10 protein-coding genes are annotated in these 22,615 nt (G+C 70.7%); 7 read left to right on the top strand and 3 right to left on the bottom strand.

All coding sequences use genetic code 11. From position 1 onward, the window contains the following. Nucleotides 1–27: 27 nt before the first annotated feature. On the bottom strand, nt 28–981 hold the full coding sequence (locus VMS22_09965) for an exo-alpha-sialidase (protein ID HXJ34348.1): 954 nt from the start codon (nt 979–981) through the stop codon (nt 28–30). A gap of 169 nt (nt 982–1,150) precedes the next feature. On the opposite strand from VMS22_09965, the gene VMS22_09970 reads away from it, so the two are divergent. The 5 genes from VMS22_09970 (at nt 1,151) to VMS22_09990 (ending at nt 14,612) form a co-directional block, all read left to right on the top strand. Beyond that, a complete protein-coding gene (locus tag VMS22_09970) occupies nt 1,151–2,281 on the top strand; it encodes a right-handed parallel beta-helix repeat-containing protein (protein ID HXJ34349.1) in 1,131 nt (376 codons plus the stop codon). A gap of 558 nt (nt 2,282–2,839) precedes the next feature. Next, nucleotides 2,840–6,448 (top strand): MopE-related protein, encoded by a 3,609-nt coding sequence (locus tag VMS22_09975; GenBank protein ID HXJ34350.1) that lies wholly within the window; start codon nt 2,840–2,842, stop codon nt 6,446–6,448. 15 nt (nt 6,449–6,463) lie between these two features. Beyond that, on the top strand, nt 6,464–12,568 hold the full coding sequence (locus VMS22_09980; protein HXJ34351.1) for a putative metal-binding motif-containing protein: 6,105 nt from the start codon (nt 6,464–6,466) through the stop codon (nt 12,566–12,568). A gap of 77 nt (nt 12,569–12,645) precedes the next feature. Beyond that, nucleotides 12,646–12,864, top strand: a complete 219-nt coding sequence (locus VMS22_09985) for a hypothetical protein (protein ID HXJ34352.1) — start codon at nt 12,646–12,648, stop codon at nt 12,862–12,864. Nucleotides 12,865–12,989: 125 nt separating this feature from the next. Further along, complete coding sequence (locus VMS22_09990) at nt 12,990–14,612, top strand: methyl-accepting chemotaxis protein (protein ID HXJ34353.1); 1,623 nt, start codon at nt 12,990–12,992, stop codon at nt 14,610–14,612. A 14-nt stretch (nt 14,613–14,626) separates the two neighbouring features. Here VMS22_09990 and VMS22_09995 read toward each other — a convergent pair whose 3' ends face one another. Together VMS22_09995 and VMS22_10000 are read right to left on the bottom strand one after the other, a co-directional pair. Further along, the gene (locus VMS22_09995) at nt 14,627–15,118 is read right to left on the bottom strand and encodes a hypothetical protein (protein ID HXJ34354.1); all 492 of its coding nucleotides are present in this window, start codon (nt 15,116–15,118) and stop codon (nt 14,627–14,629) included. A 55-nt stretch (nt 15,119–15,173) separates the two neighbouring features. Beyond that, entirely contained in the window at nt 15,174–17,969 is a 2,796-nt protein-coding gene (locus VMS22_10000; GenBank protein HXJ34355.1) for a GNAT family N-acetyltransferase, read from the bottom strand. A gap of 87 nt (nt 17,970–18,056) precedes the next feature. Here VMS22_10000 and nifJ point away from each other — a divergent pair, with 87 nt between their 5' ends. Both nifJ and VMS22_10010 read left to right on the top strand, forming a co-directional pair. Further along, the gene (nifJ, locus tag VMS22_10005) at nt 18,057–21,599 is read left to right on the top strand and encodes a pyruvate:ferredoxin (flavodoxin) oxidoreductase (protein HXJ34356.1); all 3,543 of its coding nucleotides are present in this window, start codon (nt 18,057–18,059) and stop codon (nt 21,597–21,599) included. Then, a complete protein-coding gene (locus tag VMS22_10010; GenBank protein ID HXJ34357.1) occupies nt 21,596–22,609 on the top strand; it encodes a dihydroorotate dehydrogenase-like protein in 1,014 nt (337 codons plus the stop codon). The genes nifJ and VMS22_10010 overlap by 4 nt, the downstream gene beginning before the upstream one ends. Nucleotides 22,610–22,615: the final 6 nt, after the last annotated feature.

The raw sequence follows: 22,615 nt of genomic DNA on the forward strand, positions 1-22,615 counted from the left end.
GAGCAAGCCCGGAGGAACCGCGGCCGCTCACGCGTTCGAGACGACGAACCCGATCGCCTCGCGCCCCTGGGTCATCGGGGCGCGATCGCGGGCGTTGAAGTAGAGGTACCAGCGGCCGGCGGCTTCATCGCGCCGGACGTCGCACGCGTAGACGAAGCGCGCGCGCCAGCCGTGCGTCGGCGCGACGATGGGGGTTTCGTGCGCGTAGCGCCAGCCGAGGCCATCGGCCGACGTCAGGATCGAGATTGCCGAGCTGCTCGCGCCGGACGCGCCCGACGCGATCGTGTTCTGGAGGCCGACGAACCCGTCGGCGAACCGGAGCACCTTCATGGCCCCGGCGCCGAGGTTGCAGCGCGGATCGTCGCCACGTGGCGAGAGCAGCGGCGTGGGATGCGGCAACCATGGGCCGGCGAGGCTGCCGGCGCGTGCGACGCCGATGTGGAGCGGCTCGTCGAATCCGCAGTCGGGAACGCGCACCAGGGACGCGCTGTAGTAGAGCGCCCAGCCGTCACCGTCGCGCAGGACACACGGATTGCCGACCGCCTCGCCGAGACCGGTCGCTCGATGCCAGGGGAGCGTGGGACGCAGCACGACGGTCGGACGGCTCCAGCGCACGAGGTCGTCCGAGCTGCGCTGTTCGATCCTGGAGCGCCAACCGACCCCGGGGACCCAGAGGAATGGCAGACGGAACGGCGGGTAGCGTTCGTAGAAGAGATGATACGCGCGCCCGTCGCGCAGCAGGAAGGGCCGCATCGCGTGGCGAACGACGAGGCGCGGGCGCGACCACCGGATGCCGTCGCTCGACGTGAAGGCATGCAGACCCCAGATGGAATGCGCGAGCAGGTGCCAGCGTCCGTCCGGGGTGTCCTGCGGCAGCAGGAACGTCGGGTCGGCGATGATCGGCGACGCGAACGGCGGACGAATCACGGGATCCTCGCGCGTCGCGGACCACGAGAGCCGTACGAAGTCGTCGACCGTCACCAGTTGTTCGCCGCCGGATGATTTCACTACCACCGGCGAGCGTCGAAGGCACCGGTGCGCCTCCCGTCTGGGCTAGCCTCATGGTGCCCAGAAAAATGTCTTGACGCATGCGTTTCACGGACAGTAGCTTCCGCACGCAGAACCGACTCTCAGCAGGAGGTGAGACGTCATGGGCGGTCGCGTATTCGTCGGGATCCTGTTGCTGCTCGCTTCGATCGTCGCCCGCAAGGCGGCGGCCGCTACGACCTGCGGCTTCGACGTCGTCGCCCGGACGATGCTCCTGCAGGCCGATTGCACGACCGACGCCACGATCGGCGTTCCGGACGGATTCACCCTCGACGGCCGCGGTCATACGATCACGGCCCTCGATCCGCCGGTCGATCACTATCGCGGCGCGATCCTGCAGAACGCCGCCGGGGCGACCCGTGTGAACGTCCGCAACGTCGTCCTCACCGCTTCGGGGATCGCGGACGTCTGCGACACCGGCGACGACAAGCTGCGGGGCATCGCACTGCTCGATTGCGGCGGGATGGTCTCCAACGTGCGCATCGTCGGTCTGAAGCAGACGTCCCCGACGGCGTGCAGCGAGGGGAGCGGCATCATCGTCAACACGGCGCCGTTCGACGGCACGCATCCGGCGACGAAGGTCGTGAAGATCTCGAACGTGCGCGTGAGCGACTTCCAGTTTGTCGGCCTGCAGGCGCAGGGCGACGTCTCGGTGCGTATCGAGGCCAATACGGTGGAGGGAACGAACGAGCCCGGCATCCCAGCGGCGGGCCAGTTCGGCATGCTCCTCGGTCGCGGTGCGATCACTACGGTGCGCGGCAACGTCGTCCGGCAGGACGCGAGCACCACGAACCTGAACACCCTCGGGATCTTCGCCTTCGAGGTGAACGACAACGTCATCGACCAGAACCGCATCGAGGGAGCGCCCGCGGGCGTGTTCGTGGAGTCGTATTGTCAGAACACGCCCTCGGCGAACCGCAACCGCATCTCCGCGAACACGATCCGGGTGACGAACGAGGGCATCATCCTGGTCGCGCGCGACGCCATCGGCATCAGCACGTGCGACGCGCACGTCGATCAGAATCTCGTAGCCCAGAATACGATCAAGGCCATCCCCGGCGGCGGCACGGCTCCCGACGGCGTCTTCGTCGGTGCGCAAGACTTCGGCGGGCCGTTCGTGCCCACGGCGGACGCGAACACGATCAAGCGGAACACGATCACGGGGTTCGGCGTCGGGATCTTCCAGAACGGCGACACCAACACCGTCATCCAGGGCAACGTGGTCCAGCCCTAACGCCGCTCGCTTCGACGCAGTGCCGGCGACGCCCTGAGCGCCGGCGGTCCCCGCGTCAGGTGATTCCACGCCGAACGGCGGCGTGAAGACCGTGGACACGCTGGCGCCCCCGGCGAACGCGGCGGTCGCCACCTCGAGCATGAGAACCGGGACGGTCGCGGTAGCGACCATCGCGGTTCTCGAGCCAACGGACGAGGCGCTTGCTCCCTGTGCGGCTAGCTGTCCACCGCTCATGGTTCCGCTGCATGACCCACGACGATCGTGCCGCTTCGCGCGCTTCGCAGAACTGTCGCGTGCGCCGAGCGTCACGGACTCCCGGGGAGCAGGGTGGATCCACGGTATGATGCGGAACTTCCTACTTCCCAGGACGCAATCGGACGACAACTGTCATGCCACATCTATATTGGCCTATTTCGTCTTGACAGGCGTCATGCTCGCGGGGTACGCAGCGCTAATCTGCGAGACGGACGGACCTTTTCCCGAGGAGGAAGTCACATGAGCCGCAGCACGTCCTTGTGGGCCATCCCCGTGTCTGTTCTGGCCGCGCGGAGACACGCCGTGGCGCGGTTCGTCCTCGGCCCCGCTCTGATCGCACTCGTGATCGGCCTCCCGTCTCGGGGCGGCGCGGCGACGCTCACCGACACCACGGTGGCCGACTTCACGACCCCACCCGCCTCGGGCTGCTACGTCGCCGAGACCACGAACGGCGAGGTGTTGCTGCCGCCCGCGGCGGGGACCGAGTTCTCGGGGACCGGTCTGGATGCGGGCTGGGCCAGCTTCCCGTGGTGCAACTGCTCCTTCCGCGGCAGCGGATGTCCGGCCGCGCCGACGGTGACTGGCGGTAGCCTCACACTCGACAGCACCGCCGTGGCGACGACTCCCGGGCCCGGCTTCGGACCGGGGCGCTCGCTCGAATTCGTCGCAACCTTCCGCGCGGAGCCCTTCCAGCACATAGGCTTCGGGGCGCCCGGCGATCCGGACTTCCCGAACTGTGGCTCCGGACTGTACAGCTCGCCGCCCTGGGCGATGTTCAGCACCAAGAACGACGGGGCGCAGGTTCGGGCCCGCATCGCCAACGGCAGCGGGACCGCCGACATCGACGTCGGCTTCGCGTGCGCGGGCGGGACCTGCCTAGGCGCTCCCCACCGCTACCGCATCGACTGGGCCGTGGGCGGCGACACGACGTTCTTCATCGACGGGATCCCAGTCCATCACGAGACTGCACTGACCCTGGCGGCGGCCATGCGGCCCGCCGCGAGCGATCTGAACAACGGCCTCGACCTGACGGTCGACTGGATGCGGCTCACGGAGAACGACGCGTCGTGTACCTTCGAGTCGCAGGTCCTGGATGGTGGTGCGAGCGGTGACGACTGGACGACACTGATCGGCACGACGGACCTTCCGACCACCTGCAATGCCGGCTCGCGGGCAGGATTCGTATGCTCGACCGACGACACGTTCAGCGGGAACGGGGACTGCACGGGCAGCGGCGCGCCGTATCTCTGTTGCACCGGCCTCGGGACTGGCACCTGCGGTCCGACCGGATGCCCGGGAGCCACGTGCCCGAACTGCTGTGTCACGGGAACGGACGTGAGCTTCGAGACGCGGACCGGGAACAGTCCGGCCGCGGTCGCGGCAGCGACGTACGCAGCGGTGTCGGGCGGGCTGATCGCGAGCCCGAACGGGCGCTACTTGCAGTACCGGGCATCGCTCAGCACCACCAGTCCACACGTGACGCCCGAGGTGCAGCAGGTCGACGTCGGCTACAACCCCTGCACGCCCACCGGGCCCGAGGTCTGTGACGGGATCGACAACGACTGCAACGGCCAGGTCGACGACGGCAATCCGGGTGGCGGCGTCTCGTGCAACACCGGCGTGCCCGGCGTGTGTGCGGCCGGCATCACGCAGTGCCAGAGTCCGACGCTCGTGTGCGTGCAGCAGAACTTCCCCACTGCCGAGACCTGCAACGGCCTCGACGACGACTGCGACGGCTCGACCGACGAAGGTGATCCGGGCTCGGGCGCGGCGTGCAGCACCGGGCAACCGGGCATCTGCTCGGCGGGCGTGGAGCACTGCGTGAGCGGCAGCCTCACGTGCGTGGCGAACAACTCCCCCACGGCCGAGACCTGCAACGGCCTCGACGACGACTGTGACGGCGCGACGGACGACGGAAATCCCGGCGGTGGCGGCGGCTGCAGCACCGGGCTGCCGGGCATCTGCGCGCCGGGCATCCTCATGTGTCAGAGCGGCAGCGTCCAATGCGTGGAGATCAATCCGCCCGGCGTCGAGACCTGCAACTTCCTCGACGACGACTGCGACGGCCAGGTCGACGAGCCCTACGTGGACCTCGGGAGTGCGTGCACGGTCGGCGTGGGCGCCTGCGCCAGCAACGGCGTGAAGGTATGCCGCGCCGATCACACGGGCACCGTGTGCAACGCCACACCGGGGAGCCCATCGGCGGAGGTCTGTGACGGCATCGACAACGACTGCGACGGCCAGACCGACGAGGGCGATCCCGGCTCGGGCGGCGCCTGCACGACCGGGCAACCGGGCATCTGCTCGGCCGGCACGCTCCACTGTCAGAGCGGCGCACTCGCCTGCGTCGCCAACAACTCGCCCACCGTCGAGAGCTGCAACGGCCTCGACGACAACTGCAACGGCCAGACCGACGAGGCGTTCGCCGATCTCGGGACCGCATGCTCGGTCGGCGTCGGCGCCTGCGCGCACACGGGCGTGAAGGTCTGTCGCGCCGACCACACCGGCACGACGTGCAACGCCGTCGCCGGCAGCCCGTCGACGGAGATCTGTGACGGGATCGACAACGACTGCGACGGCCAGACCGACGAAGGCGATCCCGGCTCGGGCGGCCCGTGCACGACCGGGCAGGCGGGGATCTGCGCGCCGGGCATCTTCCACTGCCAGGGCGGCAGTCTCACCTGCGTGGCGAACAACTCGCCGACGGTCGAGAGCTGCAACGGCCTCGACGACAACTGCAATGGTCCGGTGGACGAGCCGTTCACCGATCTCGGCAGCCCGTGCACGGTCGGCGTCGGCGCCTGTGCTCGCACGGGGAACAAGGTGTGCCGCCCAGACGGGACGGGAACCCAGTGCGACACCGTTCCGGGCAGCCCGTCGGCCGAGGTCTGCGACGGGGTCGACAATGACTGCGACGGGCAGATCGACGAGGGCAATCCGGGCTCGGGCGGCGCATGTACCACCGGACAGCAGGGCGTCTGCAGCCCGGGCACGTTCCAGTGCCAGGGCGGTGGCCTCGTGTGCGTGCGCAACAGCCAGCCGACCACGGAAGTCTGCAACGGCGTGGACGACGATTGCGACGGCGTCACCGACGACGGCGATCCGGGCGGTGGTGCGGCCTGCAGCACGGGGCTCCCCGGCGGATGCGATCCGGGCACGCGGCATTGCATCGGCGGCCAGATCGTCTGCCAGCCGAACATGTCCTCCATGCCGGAGCTCTGCAACAACGTCGACGACGACTGCGACGGCCAGGTCGACGAGGGCAATCCCGGCGGCGGCGGTGCGTGCAGCACGGGTCTGCTGGGCGCCTGCGCGGCGGGAACCCAGCAGTGCCAGAACGGCGGCTACGTCTGCGTCCCGAACGCGGCGCCCACGGCCGAGCTCTGCCTCGGGGGCGTCGACGAGGACTGCGACGGGCAGATCGACGAGATCGGCGACTGCGTGCTCTGCCCGGCGGGGGCCACCGTCTCGAGCTCGGTCATGACCAAGGTCACCAAGGTGCGCCTCAGCGCGAGCGCGGACCGCGACAAGGTGCAGACGACCGGCACCATGATTCTTCCGGTGCCGTTCTCGATCGCGCCGGACGTCCAGGACGTCACGGTGCGCATCACCGACGGTGTCGGCTACTACTATCAGACCACCATTCCCGCAGGGCACTTCCTGCGCTCCGGCAGCGGCCGGCGCTTCAGCTTCTCCGATCCGACCATGCAGTTCGGCGGCATCCGCAAGGCGAAGTTCACGCTGCGGGGCGACGGCGTGACGGTCAAATACTCGTTCAAGTCGCAGGGGCTGAACGAGCCGCCGTTCAACGCGGGCACGGGAGCGGCGACGATCCAGATCGGCCAGATCTGCTTCGGCGACCCGACCGACGCGTGTCTCGTCTACTCGACCGGCTCGGCGAGCTGCCGCTAGCGTAAGGAGGACGTCATGCGAGCGCGGGGGTGTGGCACGAAGGCTCGCGCGCTGGTCTGCGCCTCGTTTCTCACGATCGGCATCGCCCGAGCCGCGCAGGCGGCGCCCTGCGATTCCCCCGCGAACGCCATCGTCGCCGAGAACTGCCTGCCGGGGAATCCCTCCACCGAGTGGGACGTGTTCGGCGCCGGCGACTCCGACATCGTCGGCTTCGCGACCGACATCAGCGTCAACCGCGGCGGCACGGTCGTCTTCAAGATCGACACCGACGCCACCGACTACCGGATCGACATCTACCGGCTCGGCTACTACGGCGGCCTCGGCGCGCGCCACGTCGCGACGGTGCAGCCGTCGGTTGCACTGCCGCAGAACCAGCCGGCGTGTCTCGAGGACGTCGCCACGGGCCTCGTCGACTGCGGCAACTGGGCGCCGTCGGCGTCGTGGGCGGTGCCGGCGAACGCGACCTCGGGCATCTACCTCGCGAAGCTCGTGCGCGAGGACGCGACGGCCGGCGAGAGCCACATCGCGTTCGTCGTTCGCGACGACGCCGGCGGGTCGGCCATCCTGTTCCAGACCTCCGACACCACCTGGCAGGCCTACAACCAGTATGGCGGCAACAGCCTCTACGTCGGCTCGCCCGCCGGGCGCGCCTACAAAGTGAGCTACAACCGGCCCTTCACGACTCGCGGCCCGACGCCGGAGGATTGGATCTTCAACGCCGAGTACCCGATGATCCGCTGGCTCGAATCGAACGGGTACGACGTCAGCTACACGACCGGCGTCGACTCCGCCCGGCGCGGCGCCGAGATCCTCGAGCACGACGTCCTCATGACCGTCGGGCACGACGAGTACTGGTCGAACGACCAGCGGGCGAACGTCGAGGCGGCGCGCGACGCCGGCGTGCACCTCGCGTTCTTCACCGGCAACGAGACCTTCTGGAAGACGCGGTGGGAGAACAGCATCGACGGCTCGGGCACGTCCTACCGCACGCTCGTCACCTACAAGGAGACGCACGCGAACGCCAAGATCGATCCGCTGCCGAACGTCTGGACGGGGACGTGGCGCGATCCGCGCTTCAGCCCGCCGGCCGACGGCGGACGGCCGGAGAACGGGCTCACCGGCAACATCTTCACCGTCAACTGCTGCTCGTACGCGATGACCGTGCCCGCCGCCGACGGCAAGATGCGCTTCTGGCGCAGCACGACCGTCGCGACACTCGGTGTCGGCCAGACGGCGACGCTCGGTCCCGAGATGGTCGGCTACGAGTGGGACGAGGATCTCGACAACGGGTTCCGTCCGGCCGGGCTCGTGCGCATGTCGACCACGACCGTGAACGTGCCGCAGCGGATACTGGACTTCGGCTCGAACTACGGTCCCGGCATCGCGACCCATCACCTCGTCATGCGCCGAACGGCGGCCGGGGGCATCGTGTTCGGCGCAGGCACGGTGCAATGGTCGTGGGGCCTCGACGCGGAGCACGATCGCGGCAGCGATCCGGCCGACGTGCGCGTGCAGCAGGCGACGATGAACCTCTTCGCCGACATGGGCGTGCAGCCGGCGACACGACAGCCCGGGCTCGTGGCGGCGGTTGCCTCCACCGACACGACGCCGCCGTCGACGACGATCACGGCGCCCGCGAACGGCACGCTCGTCCCGGGCGGAACGACCGTCGCAGTGAACGGCACGGCAGTCGACGCCGGCGGCGGCGTCGTGGGCGGCGTCGAGGTATCCGTCGACGGGGGCGCCACGTGGCATCCGGCCGGGGGACGCGAGACGTGGAGCTATTCCTGGGTCGTGCCGATCCAGTCGGGACCGGCGACGCTGCTCGCGCGCGCCGTCGACGACAGCGGCAACCTCGGGGCGACGAGCGCGCCGATCGCCGTCACCATCGGCGGGCTCCCGGATCCGAACCAGGGCCCCGGCGGTCCGATCCTCGTCGTCACGCGCGCCGCCGATCCCTTCGGTCGCTACTACGCCGAGATCCTGCGTGCCGAGGGCCTGAACCAGTTCGCGGTCGCCGACATCACGACGGTGACGTCGACCACGCTCGCGGCGTACGACGTCGTGGTCCTCGCCTCGATGTCGCTCACCGCGGCCCAGGTGACGATGTTCACGAGCTGGGTCACGGCGGGCGGCAACCTGATCGCCATGCGTCCCGATGGGCAGCTCGCCTCGCTGCTCGGCTTGACGTCGTCCGGCACGACGCTCTCGGACGCCTATCTGCTCGTGAACACGGCGTCCGGTCCCGGAGTGGGGATCGTGAACCAGACGATCCAGTTCCACGGCGCGGCCGACCGCTACACGACGAGCGGCGCCACAGCGGTCGCAACGCTGTATTCGACGGTCTCGACCGCGACGACGAGCCCCGCCGTCTCGTTGCGTAGCGTCGGCACGATGGGCGGACAAGCGGCCGCCTTCACCTACGACCTCGCGCGCTCGGTCGTCTACACGCGGCAGGGCAATCCGGCGTGGGCCGGCCAGGAGCGCGACGGCGTCTCGCCGCGGCGCTCGGACGACATGTTCTTCGGCGCCGCTGCGGGCGATCCGCAGCCCGACTGGATCAATCTGAACAAGGTCGCGATCCCGCAGGCCGACGAGCAGCAGCGCCTGCTCGCGAACCTCGTCCTGCAGATGGCGCTCGATCGCAAGCCGCTCCCGCGGTTCTGGTACCTGCCGCGCGGACTCAATGCCGCCGTGCTCATGACCGGCGACGACCATGCCAACGGCGGGACGGCCGGCCGTTTCGACAACTACATCGCCGCGAGCCCGCCGGGCTGCTCGGTCGCCGACTGGGAGTGCGTCCGTAGCAGCTCCTACATTTATCCGGGCACGCCGCTCGACGACTCCGATGCGGCCACCTACACCGCGCAGGGCTTCGAGGTGGCTCTCCACGTCCTCACCAACTGCGCCGACTGGACGCCGGCGCAGCTCGAAGCGTTCTTCTCGAGCCAGCTGGACGCGCTCGCCGCACAGCTCCCGAGCAACCCCGCGCCGTCGACCAACCGCACGCACTGCATCGCTTGGAGCGACTGGGCGACGCAGCCGAAGACCGAGCTGGCACACGGCATCCGGCTCGACGCGAACTACTACTACTGGCCGCCGAGCTGGATCCTCGACCGGCCCGGCCTCTTCACCGGCTCGGGCATGCCGATGCGCTTCGCCGACACCGACGGCACGCTCATCGACATTTACCAGGCCGTGACGCAGATGACCGACGAGTCGGGTCAGAGCTTCCCGTTCACGATCGACTCCCTCCTCGATCGCGCGCTCGGCGCCGAGGGCTACTACGGCGTCTTCACGGCGAACATGCACACCGACCGCGCCTCCTCGAGCGGCTCCGATGCGATCGTCGACTCGGCGCAGGCGCGCGGGGTGCCGATCGTGTCGGCGCGTCAGATGCTCGAGTGGCTCGACGGCCGCAACGGCGCCGCCTTCGGCGGGATCACGTGGAGCGTCGATACGCTCGACTTCACGATCGGGCTCGCGACGGCCGCCAACGGCCTCACGGGCATGCTGCCGACGCATTCCGCCCGCGGCGTCCTCGCCACCATCAAGCGCAACGGCTCGACCGTCGCGTTCACGACCCGCACCGTGAAGGGGATCGAGTACGCATTCTTCCCGGCCAGCGCGGGCAGCTGGGAGGCGCGCTACCCCGTGCCCGGCGACACCGACGGCGACGGCTGGGCGCCGCCTGCCGACTGCAACAACAACAACGCGGCCGTGTTCCCCGGTGCGCCGGAGCTCTGCGACGGGCTCGACAACGACTGCAACGGGACGAATGACGATCCGTTCCCGGACCTCGGCACGAGCTGCAGCGTGGGGGTCGGGGCCTGCGCCGCGACCGGCGTGCGCGTGTGCGCCAGCGAGGGGACGAGCACGGTGTGCAACGCGCTCGCCGGCTCGCCGTCGACCGAGGTGTGCAACGGCATCGACGACGACTGCGACGGCTCGGTCGACGAGCCCTTCACGGACCTCGGCACGAGCTGCAGCGTCGGCGTCGGCGACTGCACGCGGACCGGCGTGCGGGTCTGCCTCGGCAACGGGACGGGCACGACCTGCGGCGCCACGCCCGGCACGCCCACGACCGAGGTCTGCGACAACCACGACAACGACTGCGACGGCCAGACCGACGAGGGCAATCCCGGCGGCGGCGGCGCGTGCAGCACGGGGCAGCTCGGTGTCTGTGCGGCCGGCACGCGGCAGTGCACCGGCGGGTCGCTCGTCTGCGTGCGCAACACGGCGCCGTCGGCCGAGACCTGCAATGGCCTCGACGACAACTGCGACGGATTCGTCGACGAGCAGTTCCCCGACCTCGGCGCGGCGTGCACCGTCGGGGTCGGCGCGTGCCTGCGCTCCGGCGTGCGGGTCTGCCTCGGCAACGGAACCGGAACGACGTGCAGCGCGGTCGCCGGCTCGCCGTCGATCGAGGTGTGCGACGGCATCGACAACGACTGCGACGGCCAGACCGACGAGGGCGACCCGGGTGGGGGCGTGGCGTGCAGCACCGGGCAGCTCGGGGTGTGCGCGGCCGGCACGCGGCATTGCCAGAGCGGCAGCCTCGCGTGCGTGCCGAACGCCGTGCCCACGATCGAACGCTGCAACGGCCTCGACGACGACTGCGACGGCCAGGCCGACGAGCCGTTCACGGACCTCGGGAGCGCCTGCACGGCGGGTGTCGGCGCCTGCGTTCGCTCCGGGACGAAGGTGTGCAGCGTCGACGGCACGTCGACCACGTGCAACGCGGTCCCCGGCAGCCCTTCGGCCGAGCTGTGCGACGGGATCGACAACGACTGCGACGGGCAGACCGACGAGGGCGATCCCGGCAGCGGCGGCGCGTGCAGCACGGGACAGCCGGGCGTGTGCGCGGCGGGGACGCAGCACTGCCAGGGCGGGAGCCTCGCGTGCGTTCCGACCAACGTGCCCACCGTCGAGCGGTGCAACGGCCTCGACGACAACTGCAACGGCGCCGTCGACGAGCCATTCACCGATCTGGGCTCGCCGTGCTCGGCCGGGACGGGTGCCTGCACCGCGACCGGCGTGAAGGTCTGTCGCGCCGACGGCACCGGGACCCAGTGCAACGCGACCCCGGGCAACAACACCCCGGAGGTGTGCGACGGCATCGACAACGATTGCAACGGGCAGATCGACGACGGCGACCCGGGTGGCGGCGCGACCTGCAGCACGGGCCAGCCGGGCGTGTGCGCCACCGGCAACGAGCACTGCCAGGGCGGAACCTTCGTCTGCGTGCCCAACACCGCGCCTACCGCCGAGACCTGCAACGGCATCGACGACGACTGCGACGGCAGCGTCGACGAAGGTACCGGCGGCACGAGCTGCACCACCGGGCTCGCGGGCGTGTGCGCCGCGGGCACCACGCAATGCTCCGGCGCCGTCCTCCTGTGCGTCGCGAACGCCGCGACGCCCGAGGTGTGCGACGGCGCCGACAACGACTGCGACGGCCAGACCGACGACGGCGATCCCGGCGGCGGCGTGCCATGCGATACGGGCGAGGACGGCGTGTGCGCCGCCGGAACGCAGCATTGCCAGAGCGGAGCGCTCGTGTGCGTCCGGGACAGCGACCCATCGACCGAGCTGTGCAGCACCGGGCTCGACGAGGATTGCAACGGCCAGACGGACGAGCCGGGGTGCGTCTACTGCCTCGCCGCCAACACGTCCACGGCGCTCACGCGCAAGACGGCGGTTCGGCTCATCACGACCGTGGCCCGCGACCGCACGCAGACCAAGGGCAGCTTCATCCTGCCCGTCGGCGTGACGATCGCGCCCGACGCCCAACCCGTCACGCTGCGGCTCACCGACGGCACCGGCGGCACGTACTACGAGGGCGTCATTCCGGCCGGCAAGTTCATCACGTCCGGCTCGCGCCGGCGCTTCAAGTTCAGCGACGCGACCCTGTCCGTGGCCCACGTCCGCGTCGCGAAGTTCTCGGTCGCGAGCGACGGGGTCACCGTCAAGTACTCGTTCAAGATGATGGGGCTCGATCAGCCCCCGTTCACGGCGGGCAACGGCACGGCGTTGATCAAGGTCGGCGCGCGCTGCTTCGTGGACGGCACGGATACCTGCACGGTCTCGACGTCGGGGTCTAGCGCGAGCTGCAAATAGGCCCAAAACTCGTCGTGGCGGCCGCGTGCCGATCGTCGCGCACCGGGAACGGCGCGTTGGCGGACGGCGGTACGGTCATGACCTCCGCCCCCTCGGACCTCCTGTTCCTGGCCGGCATGACGGGCACGACGTTCACCGCTCCCGGCCCCGGCTTCACCACCCGCGTGATCACCGCGCCCGACGGCGACGTCGTCGCGGATGCCGTCGCCGGGTCGGCCGGCAGCTATGGTGCCACGGCAACCCTCGGATCGGGTACGTGGCTCATGCAGATCGCGGCATTCGCGGTCGCGCCATAGGACCTGGCCGTTCCGACCGTGATCGCCCCGCCCCGGACGGGGTCGCATGCGGGACCCCGACTCCATCTGATATAGTCCGGGCGATCGTCGGCGGGTGGCCGCCGGCGGATCGAGGGGAGGGGAAGATGAGGGGCCCATTCGCGCCGGCGTTCGCCATCTTCAAGCGATCGACTCCGCAGCGGAGCTTTCTCGCCGTCGCCCTGGTCTTCGTCGCGGCGCTCGTTCCGAGCGCGGGGTTGCTCGCGGTGTCCGGCGAGCGCGCGCCCGCCGCGGTGGCGCTGCTGCTCGCGTCGGTGGCGTTCTACGGCCTCGCGGCATTGTCGCGCTGGACGACCAGCGACGCGGCGCTGGTCGACGAGATGACCCAGCGCATCGCGAGCGGCGATCTCACCGGCCGGCCGGGCGGCGCATCGGACGAGCGCGAGGCGAGCACGCTCGGTGGCTCACTCGGGACGTCGGTCGCGAGGATGAGCCGCAGCCTGCTCGACATCGTCCGGCAGGTCGGCGCGAGCGCCGACACCATCGTGGAGCTCGCACGCGAGATGGCGGCGGGGAGCACGTCGCTGTCCGACCGCACGCAGGAGCAGGCGACGGCGCTCGAGCAGACGGCGGCCGGCATGCAGCAGATCGCCGCCAACGTCCGCCAGAACGCCGACAGCTGCCGGCACGCCAGCGACCTCGCGACGTCGGCCCGCACCGTCGCCGGTCGTGCCGCCGAGCGCATGGGTGAGATCACGAGCACCATGACCGAGATCGCGGACAGCTCGCGACAGATGGCCGAGATCGTCGGCGCGATCGAGAGCATCGCCTTCCAGACGAACATCCTCGCGCTCAACGCCGCGGTCGAGGCGGCGCGCGCGGGCGAGCAGGGACGTGGCTTCGCGGTGGTGGCCAACGAGGTGCGGGATCTCGCGCAGCGCAGCGCCGCGGCGGCGCAGGAGGTGAAGGCGCTGATCGAGGGATCGGGTGTGCGCGTGACGCGGGGCGCGGCGCTGGTCGAAGACGCCGGCGGGACGATGACCGAGGTGGTCGCGAGCGTCGGACGGGTGACCGACCTGATCTCCCGGGTCGCATCGGCCTGCGCCGAGCAAATCATCGGCGTCGACGAGATCGGCCGGGCGCTCGCCCGGATGGACGGCGTCACGCAACTGAACGCCGCGCTCGTCGAACGCACCGCCGCCGGGGCGGTCGCATTCGAGCAGGAGGCCGATCGGCTGGTGGCGGCCGTCGGGACGTTCAAGGTCGACCGTGGCGAAGAGCGCGAGCGCGCGATCCAGCTCGTGAAGAAGGCCGTCGCGCACGTGCGCGAGCGGGGGTTGCGTCGCGCATGCGACGACTTCAACGATCCACGCGGCGCCTTCTGTCAGGGCAACGCCTACATCTGGGCGGCCGACTTCAACGGCGTCATCCTGGCCAACGGCACCGCGCCCGATGCGCGCGGCCAGAACAACTTCCACCTGAAGGCCGCGGATGGCCGCCTCTTCATCCAGGAGATCGTCGAGACGGCGAAGACGCGGGGGAAGGGCTGGTGCGACTATCCCTGGAAGAACCCCGCGACGAAGCGCACCGAGCAGAAGTCGACGTATTTCGAGGCGGTCGACGGCGCGTTCATCGCCTGCGGGATCTACCGTGGGAAGCGGCAGGATCGCGGCAGGCGACCCGAGGCGCCGCGCGCCGCAGCATCGCGCGAGCCCGTCCCGCGCGCCAAGGAGCGGCTCGTGGGCACGGCGGCGCAGCCAGGGCGCTGACGCGCGATCGCGGCTCAGCTCGACGTCGGACGTCGGAAGTCGCGCGCCATCACGGTCTTCCGCCCGTCCGAGCGTGCCCGCTCGACGGCGTCGTCGCACAGCAGCCGCAGGCGATCCGAGAGCACCCCGATGACGTCGTCGGACGTGTTCATGCCCGACGTGGCTCGAACGTAGGCCTTCAGCTTCGACGCCACGACCAGCACGTCACGCGCGACTGCGTCGGCGTCGCCGGGCGCGCTGGCGCCGGACCGCGGCGCGGCGCGCGCGGGTTCGTCCCGTTGCTCACGGACCCATTCGTCGATGGTCGGCGACGTCTTCTCGTCCGCCCAGGCGTCGCGGTGTCGGAGGACCGGCACGTGCGCGTCCCAGCAGTCGACCGAGCAGAAGACGAAGTCCGTGCCCTTGCGATTGCAGGTCGAGACGCTGCACGCGAAGTAGGGCGCCCGAAAGCCGATCGGCCGCTTGCAGGTGTTGCAGCGCTTCCAGACGGCATCGTCGATCGGCATGCCGACAACCTACGAGAATGACGGCGGGCGCGGTAGAGCCCACGCCGAAGGGCGATCAGGCCGGGAGGGGGGCGATCCGCATCCGCCCGTCGACGACGATCGCCCCCTCGCCGGGCGGGCGCACGTTCACCGGATTCAAGTCGAGCTCCAGGAGCTCCGGCACCGCCTCGACGAGCGCGGACACACGCTGGATCACCTCGACCAGCGCCGGGCGGTCGCCGGGCGGGGCGCCGCGATAGCCGTCCAGGAGCCGCCCCGTGCGCAGATGGGCGAGCATCTCCTCGGCGTCGCGGTCGCTCACGGGTACCAGGTGGTGGGCCACGTCGCGCAGGAGCTCGACCAGCGTGCCACCGAGCCCGCACACGAGCAGCGGCCCGAACGTGGGATCGGTCGTGACGCCGACGAACGATTCGATCCCGCCCGGCACGTAGCGCTGCAGCAGGACCGCGTCGAGGTGATAGCCGGCTGCGGCGACCCGCGAGCGCAGGTCCGTCAGCGCGGACTCGAGCTCGGCGCGGGACGTGATGTCGAGCACGACGGCGCCCGCCTCCGTCTTGTGCAGGAGCCCCTTCGCAATGCCCTTCGCCACCAGCGGGTAGCCGAGGCGTTCCCCGGCCTCGAGCGCCTCGTCGAGCGGGACTTCGACTGCGGCCGCCTGCCGAATGCCCGCAGCGAGCAGCACGCTCGCGAGGTCCGACGGCGAGAGCCAGACCGCGCCGGTCGCGCTCTCGAGCACGCGATCGACGACGGCACGAACGGCGTCGCGTGCGAACGGCCCGAGACGCACCACCGCCCCCTCGGGGCGGGCGCGCCATCGACCGTATCGGACGGCGGCCGCGAGCGCCGCCGCCGCATTCTCCGGAAAGGCATAGGTGGGAAGCGGCCCGCGCGGTCCCCCGGCGAGCACGGCCGGTGCGCCGCGCGCCGAGAGGAAGACCGTGAGCACCGGCTTGTCGGCCGGCACCTCGCCCGCCCCGCGGCCGATCGCGGTTGCGATGCTCTCGGGGTCCGTCACCATGGGCGGTACGTAGATCACCACCACCGCATCGACGCCGGGATCGCGCCCGACCACTTCGATCGTCCTCGCATACGCGTCGGGGGTGGCCGACGCGATCATGTCGATCGGATTCGACAACCCCGCCGCCGGGGGCAGGAAGGTCCGCAGGGAGGCGAGCGTCTCGGGAGCGAGCGACGGCAGGGCGAGGCCGTGCGCTTCGCACGCGTCGGCGAACAGGATGCCGGGGCCGCCGGCGTTGGTGACGACGCCGACCCGCGGCCCGGCGGGCACCGGCTGCGTCGACAGCAGAGCCGCCACGTCGAAGAGACCTTCGAGCGTGTCGGTGCGGATGACGCCGGCCTGCTCGAACAGCGCTTCGACCGCGACGTCGAGGCTCGCCAGCGACGCCGAGTGGCTCTGCGCCGCCCGCGTGCCGGCCGCGGAGCGGCCGGACTTGACCGCCACGATCGGCTTCACGCGCGCCACCTGCGGCGCGAGCCGCGCGAAGCGCCGCGGATTCCCGAAGCTCTCGAGGTAGAGCAGGATCACGCTCGTGCGAGGATCCTCGCCCCAATAGGCGAGAAGATCGTTGCCCGAGACGTCGGCCTTGTTGCCGACCGACACGAAGCTCGCCATCCCGATGTTGAGCTCGCGCACGTGGTCGAGGATGGCGATGCCGAGCGCGCCGCTCTGCGAGAGCATGGCGACGTTGCCCGCGGGCGGCCACCCCGGCGCGAAGGTGGCGTCGAGCCGCACCTGGGGATCGGTGTTGAGGACCCCGAGGCAGTTCGGACCCACGAGCCGCATGCCCGCCCCCCGGACGAACTCGACCAGCCGCTTCTGCGCCGCACGCCCGTCTGCCGAGGCCTCCGCGAAGCCCGCGCTGATGACCACGAGCCCCCGCACGCCGGCGCGCGCGCAATCGCGCGCGACCGCATCCACCATGGGGGCGGGGACCGCGACGACGGCGAGGTCGACGGGCGCGCCGATGTCGGCGATGCTGCGGTAGGTGCGGATCCCGGCGATTTCCTCGCCGCTCGGATGCACGACGTAGAGCGGGCCGGTGAACCCCGCGCCGCGCAGGTTGGCGAGCAGCGCGGCGCCGATCGTGCCGGGACGTCGCGAGGCGCCGATCAGCACGACCGAGCGCGGCGCCAGGATCGGCCGCACGCTCTCGGCGGCGGCGCGGTGCTCGCGCCGGTCGTGCGCCTCGCGCAGCGCAGGCGTGTCGTCGGTCGGAAAGCGCACGTGGAAGATCCCGCCCTCGATCGACCGCTTCACCCGAAAGCCGCTCTCCCCGAACACCTGGAGCATGCGGTTGTTCTCGCCGAGGACGTCGGCCTCGAACTCCGTGACGCCGTTGGCGCGGGCCCATGCGGCGAGATGTTCGAGCAGGAGCGTGCCGACGCCCTTGCCCTGCCACGCGTCCTCGACGGTGAACGCGACGTCGCCGCGCGTCCTCGTCGCCCCGACGGCGTAGCGCGCGACGCCGATGATCTGCTCGTCGCCGTCGCGCCGCAGCGTCGCCACGACCGCGGCTCGCTCGACTCCATCGAGCTCGGTGAACCGGCGGAGCTCGTCGTCCGAGAGCCGCTTCTTGGCGCCGAAGAACCGATAGTAGACGGACTGCGCCGAGAGCCGGCCGAAGAGCGCGGCCAGGCGCTCCCGGTCGTCGGGTCGGATCGACCGGACGCGGACGGAGGTGCCGTCCCGCAGGAGGCCCTGCGTGGCATGGTGGGGGGTGTCGATCCAGCGAGGATAGCGGACCGGCGGACCCGTACCAGGGGCGACGCCACGGGCGGCCGGGACGAGGCGCGTTCGGGCCGGAGATTCCCACCGCCGGGGACGCTGCACGCGTTCGTTCCGAGGGTTGCCAACCGGGTCGTGTTCGAGGGGGCGGCCGGGCGGCGTGGCGGGCGGCATCGGTCCTGCTAACGCGGCGTGGAGGACGGCACTCGCTGGACGACCATCGACGGCAACGAGGCCGTCGCGCGCATCGCCTACCTCGCGAGCGAGGTCATCGCGATCTATCCGATCACGCCGTCGTCCACGATGGGCGAGCTGGCCGACCAGTGGGCGAGCGAGGGACGGCCGAACCTGTGGGGCGTCGCGCCGCGCGTCGTCGAGCTGCAGAGCGAGGCCGGCGCCGCCGGCACGCTGCACGGCGCGCTGCTGGGTGGCGCGCTCGGTACCACGTTCACCGCCTCGCAGGGCCTGCTCCTCATGATCCCCAACATGTACAAGATCGCCGGCGAGCTCACGCCGACGGTCCTCCACGTCGCCGCGCGCGCCGTCGCGACGCAGGCGCTCTCCATCTTCGGGGATCACAGCGACGTGATGGCGACGCGCGCGACCGGATTCGCGATGCTCGCCTCGAGCTCGGTGCAGGAGGCGATGGACCTGGCGCTGGTCGCCCACGCGGCGACGCTCGCCGCCCGAGTGCCGTTCGTCCACTTCTTCGACGGCTTCCGCACCTCGCACGAGGTCGCGAAGATCGCACCCCTCGACGTGGAGGACGTCCGCGCGCTCGTCGACGACGCGCTCGTGCGGGCCCACCGGGCGCGGGCGCTGTCGCCCGCCCACCCCACGATCCGTGGCACCGCGCAGAACCCCGACGTCTTCTTCCAGGGGCGCGAGGCCGTGAACCCCTACTACCTCGCCTGTCCGGCCCTGGTCGAGGACGCGATGGCGGCGCTCGCCGCGCGCACGGGCCGCCGCTACGGGCTCTTCGACTACGCGGGCGCACCCGACGCCGAGCGCGTGGTCGTGCTCATGGGATCGGGCGCCGAAACCGCGTCGGAGACCGTGCACGGCCTCGCTCAGCGCGGCGAGAAGGTGGGCGCGGTCACGGTCCGTCTCTACCGGCCGTTCTCGGTCCGGCACTTCCTCGACGTGTTGCCGCCGACGGTGCGGCGGATCGCCGTCCTCGACCGGACCAAGGAGCCGGGATCCATCGGCGAGCCGCTCTACCTCGACGTGTGCGCTGCGGTCGCCGAGGACGACCGGCCCATCCGCGTGGTCGGCGGGCGCTACGGCCTCGGCTCGAAGGAGTTCACGCCGGCGATGGTGAAGGCGGTCCTCGACGAGCTCGACACGGCGCAGCCGAAGCGCGGCTTCACGGTGGGCATCACCGACGACGTGACCCACACGAGCCTCGCGTTCGACCCGGCGTTCGATCTCGAGACCCCCGACACGGTGCGCGCCGTCTTCTACGGCCTCGGATCCGACGGCACCGTCAGCGCGAACAAGAGCACGATCAAGATCATCGGCGAAGAAACCGACCGCTTCGCGCAGGGCTACTTCGTATACGACTCCAAGAAGTCGGGCTCGACGACCGTGTCGCACCTGCGTTTCGGCCCGCGTCCCATTCGTGCCCCCTATCTCGTCTCGCAGGCGAACTTCATCGGCGTCCATCAGTTCTCGTTCCTCGAGCGGCTCGACGTGCTCGCGACCGCCCTGCCGGACGCCACCGTGCTGCTGAACAGCCCGTATGGTCCCACCGCCGTGTGGGATCGCCTCCCACGGGAGGTCCAGCACACGATTCTCGAGCGGCATCTGCGTCTGTTCGTCATCGACGGCGACCGCGTCGCCGCCGACGCCGGGATGGGCGGCCGGGTCAACACCGTGATGCAGACTTGCTTCCTCGCGCTGGCGGGCGTGCTGCCGCAGGACGAGGCCGTCGCCGCCATCAAGCGTTCCATCGAGAAGACCTACGGGCGGCGCGGCGAGGGGATCGTGCGGAAGAACTGGGCTGCCGTCGACAGCGCGCTCGCCGCCCTGCACGAGGTGAGCATCCCTGCGGCCGTGACGAGCGAGGTACAGCGCCGTCCGCCGGTCGCGTCAGATGCGCCGGCCTTCGTGCGCGACGTGACCGCGACGCTGCTCGCCGGCGACGGCGATCGGCTCCCAGTGAGCGCGCTGCCCACCGACGGCACCTGGCCGACCGGCACGGCACAGTGGGAGCGGCGTCAGATCGCCGATGCGGTCCCGGTGTGGGACACCGAGCTGTGCATCCAGTGCGGCAAGTGCGTGCTCGTCTGTCCGCATGCCGTGATCCGCGCCAACGTCTACGGCGATGGCGCGCTCGCGACCTCGCCGGCCGGCTGGAAGTCGGCGCCCGCGCGCTGGCGCGAGCGCGCGGGCGAGCACTACACGCTCCAGGTCTCGCCGGACGACTGCACCGGCTGCGCCCTGTGCGTCGAGGCGTGCCCGGTGAAGGACAAGACCCAGACGCGCCGCCGGGCGATCAACATGACGCCGGTCGCCGAGGTGCGCGAAGACGAACAGCGGCGCTGGGAGTTCTTCCGGACGATCGCCGAGGTCGACCGCCGCCCCCTGCTGCTCCACCAGGTGAAGGACGTTCAGCTCCTGCAGCCGCTCTTCGAGTTCTCGGGCGCGTGCGCGGGATGCGGCGAGACGCCGTACCTGAAGCTGGTCTCGCAGCTCGTCGGCGATCATGCGCTGATCGCGAACGCCACGGGATGCTCGTCGATCTACGGCGGCAACCTGCCGACGACGCCCTGGACGGTGAATGCCGAAGGGCGCGGGCCGGCCTGGGCGAACTCGCTGTTCGAGGACAATGCCGAATTCGGCTTCGGGCTGCGGCTCGCCGTGGACCAACAAGCGGCGCTCGCGCGCACCCTGCTGGTCGGCCTCGCGCCGCGCCTCGGCGACACGCTCGTCACGCCGCTCCTCGACGCCGACCAGACGAGCGACGAGGGCCGCCGCGCGCAGCGCGCGCGCGTGGCGGCGCTGCGCGAACGGCTGCGGGCGATCGACGACCCCGCCGCCCGGGCGCTCGACGCGGTGGCCGAGGCGCTCGTGCGTACGACCGTGTGGATCGTCGGGGGCGACGGATGGGCGTACGACATCGGCTTCGGTGGGCTCGACCACGTGCTCGCCTCGGGGGCCGACGTGAACGTCCTGGTGCTCGACACCGAGGTCTACTCGAACACCGGCGGGCAGATGTCGAAGGCGACGCCGCGCGGAGCGGTCGCGAAGTTCGCCGCCGCCGGCAAGGCGGCGCCGAAGAAGGACCTGGCGCTGCTCATGACGACCTACGGCACCATCTACGTGGCCACGGTCGCGATGGGAGCGGACGACAATCACACGCTGCGCGCCATCCGCGAAGCCGAGTCGTATCGCGGTCCTTCGCTCGTCGTCGCGTACAGCCACTGCATCGCGCACGGCTACGACCTCGTCCACGGCCTCGCGCAGCAGGCCGCGGCGGTGCGCTCGGGCGCCTGGTCGCTGTTCCGCTACGACCCCCGCCGTCGGGCCGCCGGGGAGAATCCCTTCCAGCTCGACGCGAAGGCGCCGTCGATCCCGCTGCGGCAGTTCGCCTACAACGAGACCCGCTACACCATGCTCGCCCACACGAATCCCGAGGCGGCGCGGGCCGCCCTCGCGGAGGCCGAGGCGGAGGCGAAGCGACGCTGGCGGCTCTACGAACGTCTGGCGACCGCCCCGGAGGGTGGCGCATGATCGACCTCTCGACCTCCTACCTGGGCTTCGAGCTGCGCTCGCCGCTCGTCCTGTCGGCGTCGCCGCTCTCGGAGGACCTCGACAGCATTCGCCGCGCCGAGGACGCGGGCGTCGCGGCCGTCGTCCTCCACTCGCTGTTCGAGGAGCAGCTCGCGATCGAGAGCCACGACTTCGACCACCACCTCTCGCACCACGCCTACAGCGTCGCCGAGGCGCTCACGTACTTCCCGGAGCCGGGCGCGTTCGCCCGCGGCCCGGACGCCTACCTGGAGCACATCCGGCGCGTGAAGGCGGCGGTCGACGTTCCGGTCGTGGCGAGCCTGAACGGCGTCTCCTCCGGCGGATGGGTCGAGTTCTCGCGCGCCATCGAGCAGGCCGGAGCCGATGCGCTCGAGCTCAACTGCTACTTCGTCCCGACGGACCCACTCCTCGCCGGCGGCGAGGTCGAGCGGATGTACCTGGATCTCGTGCGCGACGTGCGCGTTCACGTCGGCATCCCGCTCGCCGTGAAGCTCCCGCACTTCTTCAGCGCCATCGCGAACGTCGCGCACCAGCTCGATCTCGCGGGCGCCGACGGCCTGGTGCTGTTCAATCGCTTCTACCAGCCCGACATCGACCTCGAGCAGCTCGAGGTGGTGCCGAACCTGACCCTGTCGAATCCGGGTGAGCTGCGCCTGCGGCTGCGCTGGGTCGCGATCCTCTACGGCCACGTGAAGGCCGACCTCGCGGTCACGGGTGGCGTGCACGAAGCGACGGACGTATTGAAGGCCATGATGGCCGGCGCGTCGATCGCCATGATGGCCTCCGCCCTGCTCCGGCACGGGGTCGAGCACCTGCGGATCGTCGAGCGCGATCTGCGGGCGTGGATGGAGGCGCACGAGTACGTGTCGATCCGGCAGATGCGCGGCAGCATGAGCCATCAGCACTGTGCCGAGCCCGCGGCCTTCGAGCGGGCGAACTACCTGAAGGTGTTGCGCTCGTACGCCATGCACCCGGGCCGTACGCACTAGGGGGAT

Source organism: Candidatus Eisenbacteria bacterium, assembly GCA_035577985.1.
Classification (GTDB): domain Bacteria; phylum Desulfobacterota; class Binatia; order DP-6; family DP-6; genus DATJZY01.

Bases quoted from the DNA above. Each gene is read 5' to 3' on its own strand.
- VMS22_09970 (HXJ34349.1), top strand. From the start codon at position 1,151: ATGGGCGGTCGCGTATTCGTCGGGATCCTGTTGCTGCTCGCTTCGATC.
- VMS22_09980 (HXJ34351.1), top strand. From the start codon at position 6,464: ATGCGAGCGCGGGGGTGTGGCACGAAGGCTCGCGCGCTGGTCTGCGCC.
- VMS22_09985 (HXJ34352.1), top strand. From the start codon at position 12,646: ATGACCTCCGCCCCCTCGGACCTCCTGTTCCTGGCCGGCATGACGGGC.
- VMS22_09990 (HXJ34353.1), top strand. From the start codon at position 12,990: ATGAGGGGCCCATTCGCGCCGGCGTTCGCCATCTTCAAGCGATCGACT.
- VMS22_09995 (HXJ34354.1), bottom strand. From the start codon at position 15,118: ATGCCGATCGACGATGCCGTCTGGAAGCGCTGCAACACCTGCAAGCGG.
- VMS22_10010 (HXJ34357.1), top strand. From the start codon at position 21,596: ATGATCGACCTCTCGACCTCCTACCTGGGCTTCGAGCTGCGCTCGCCG.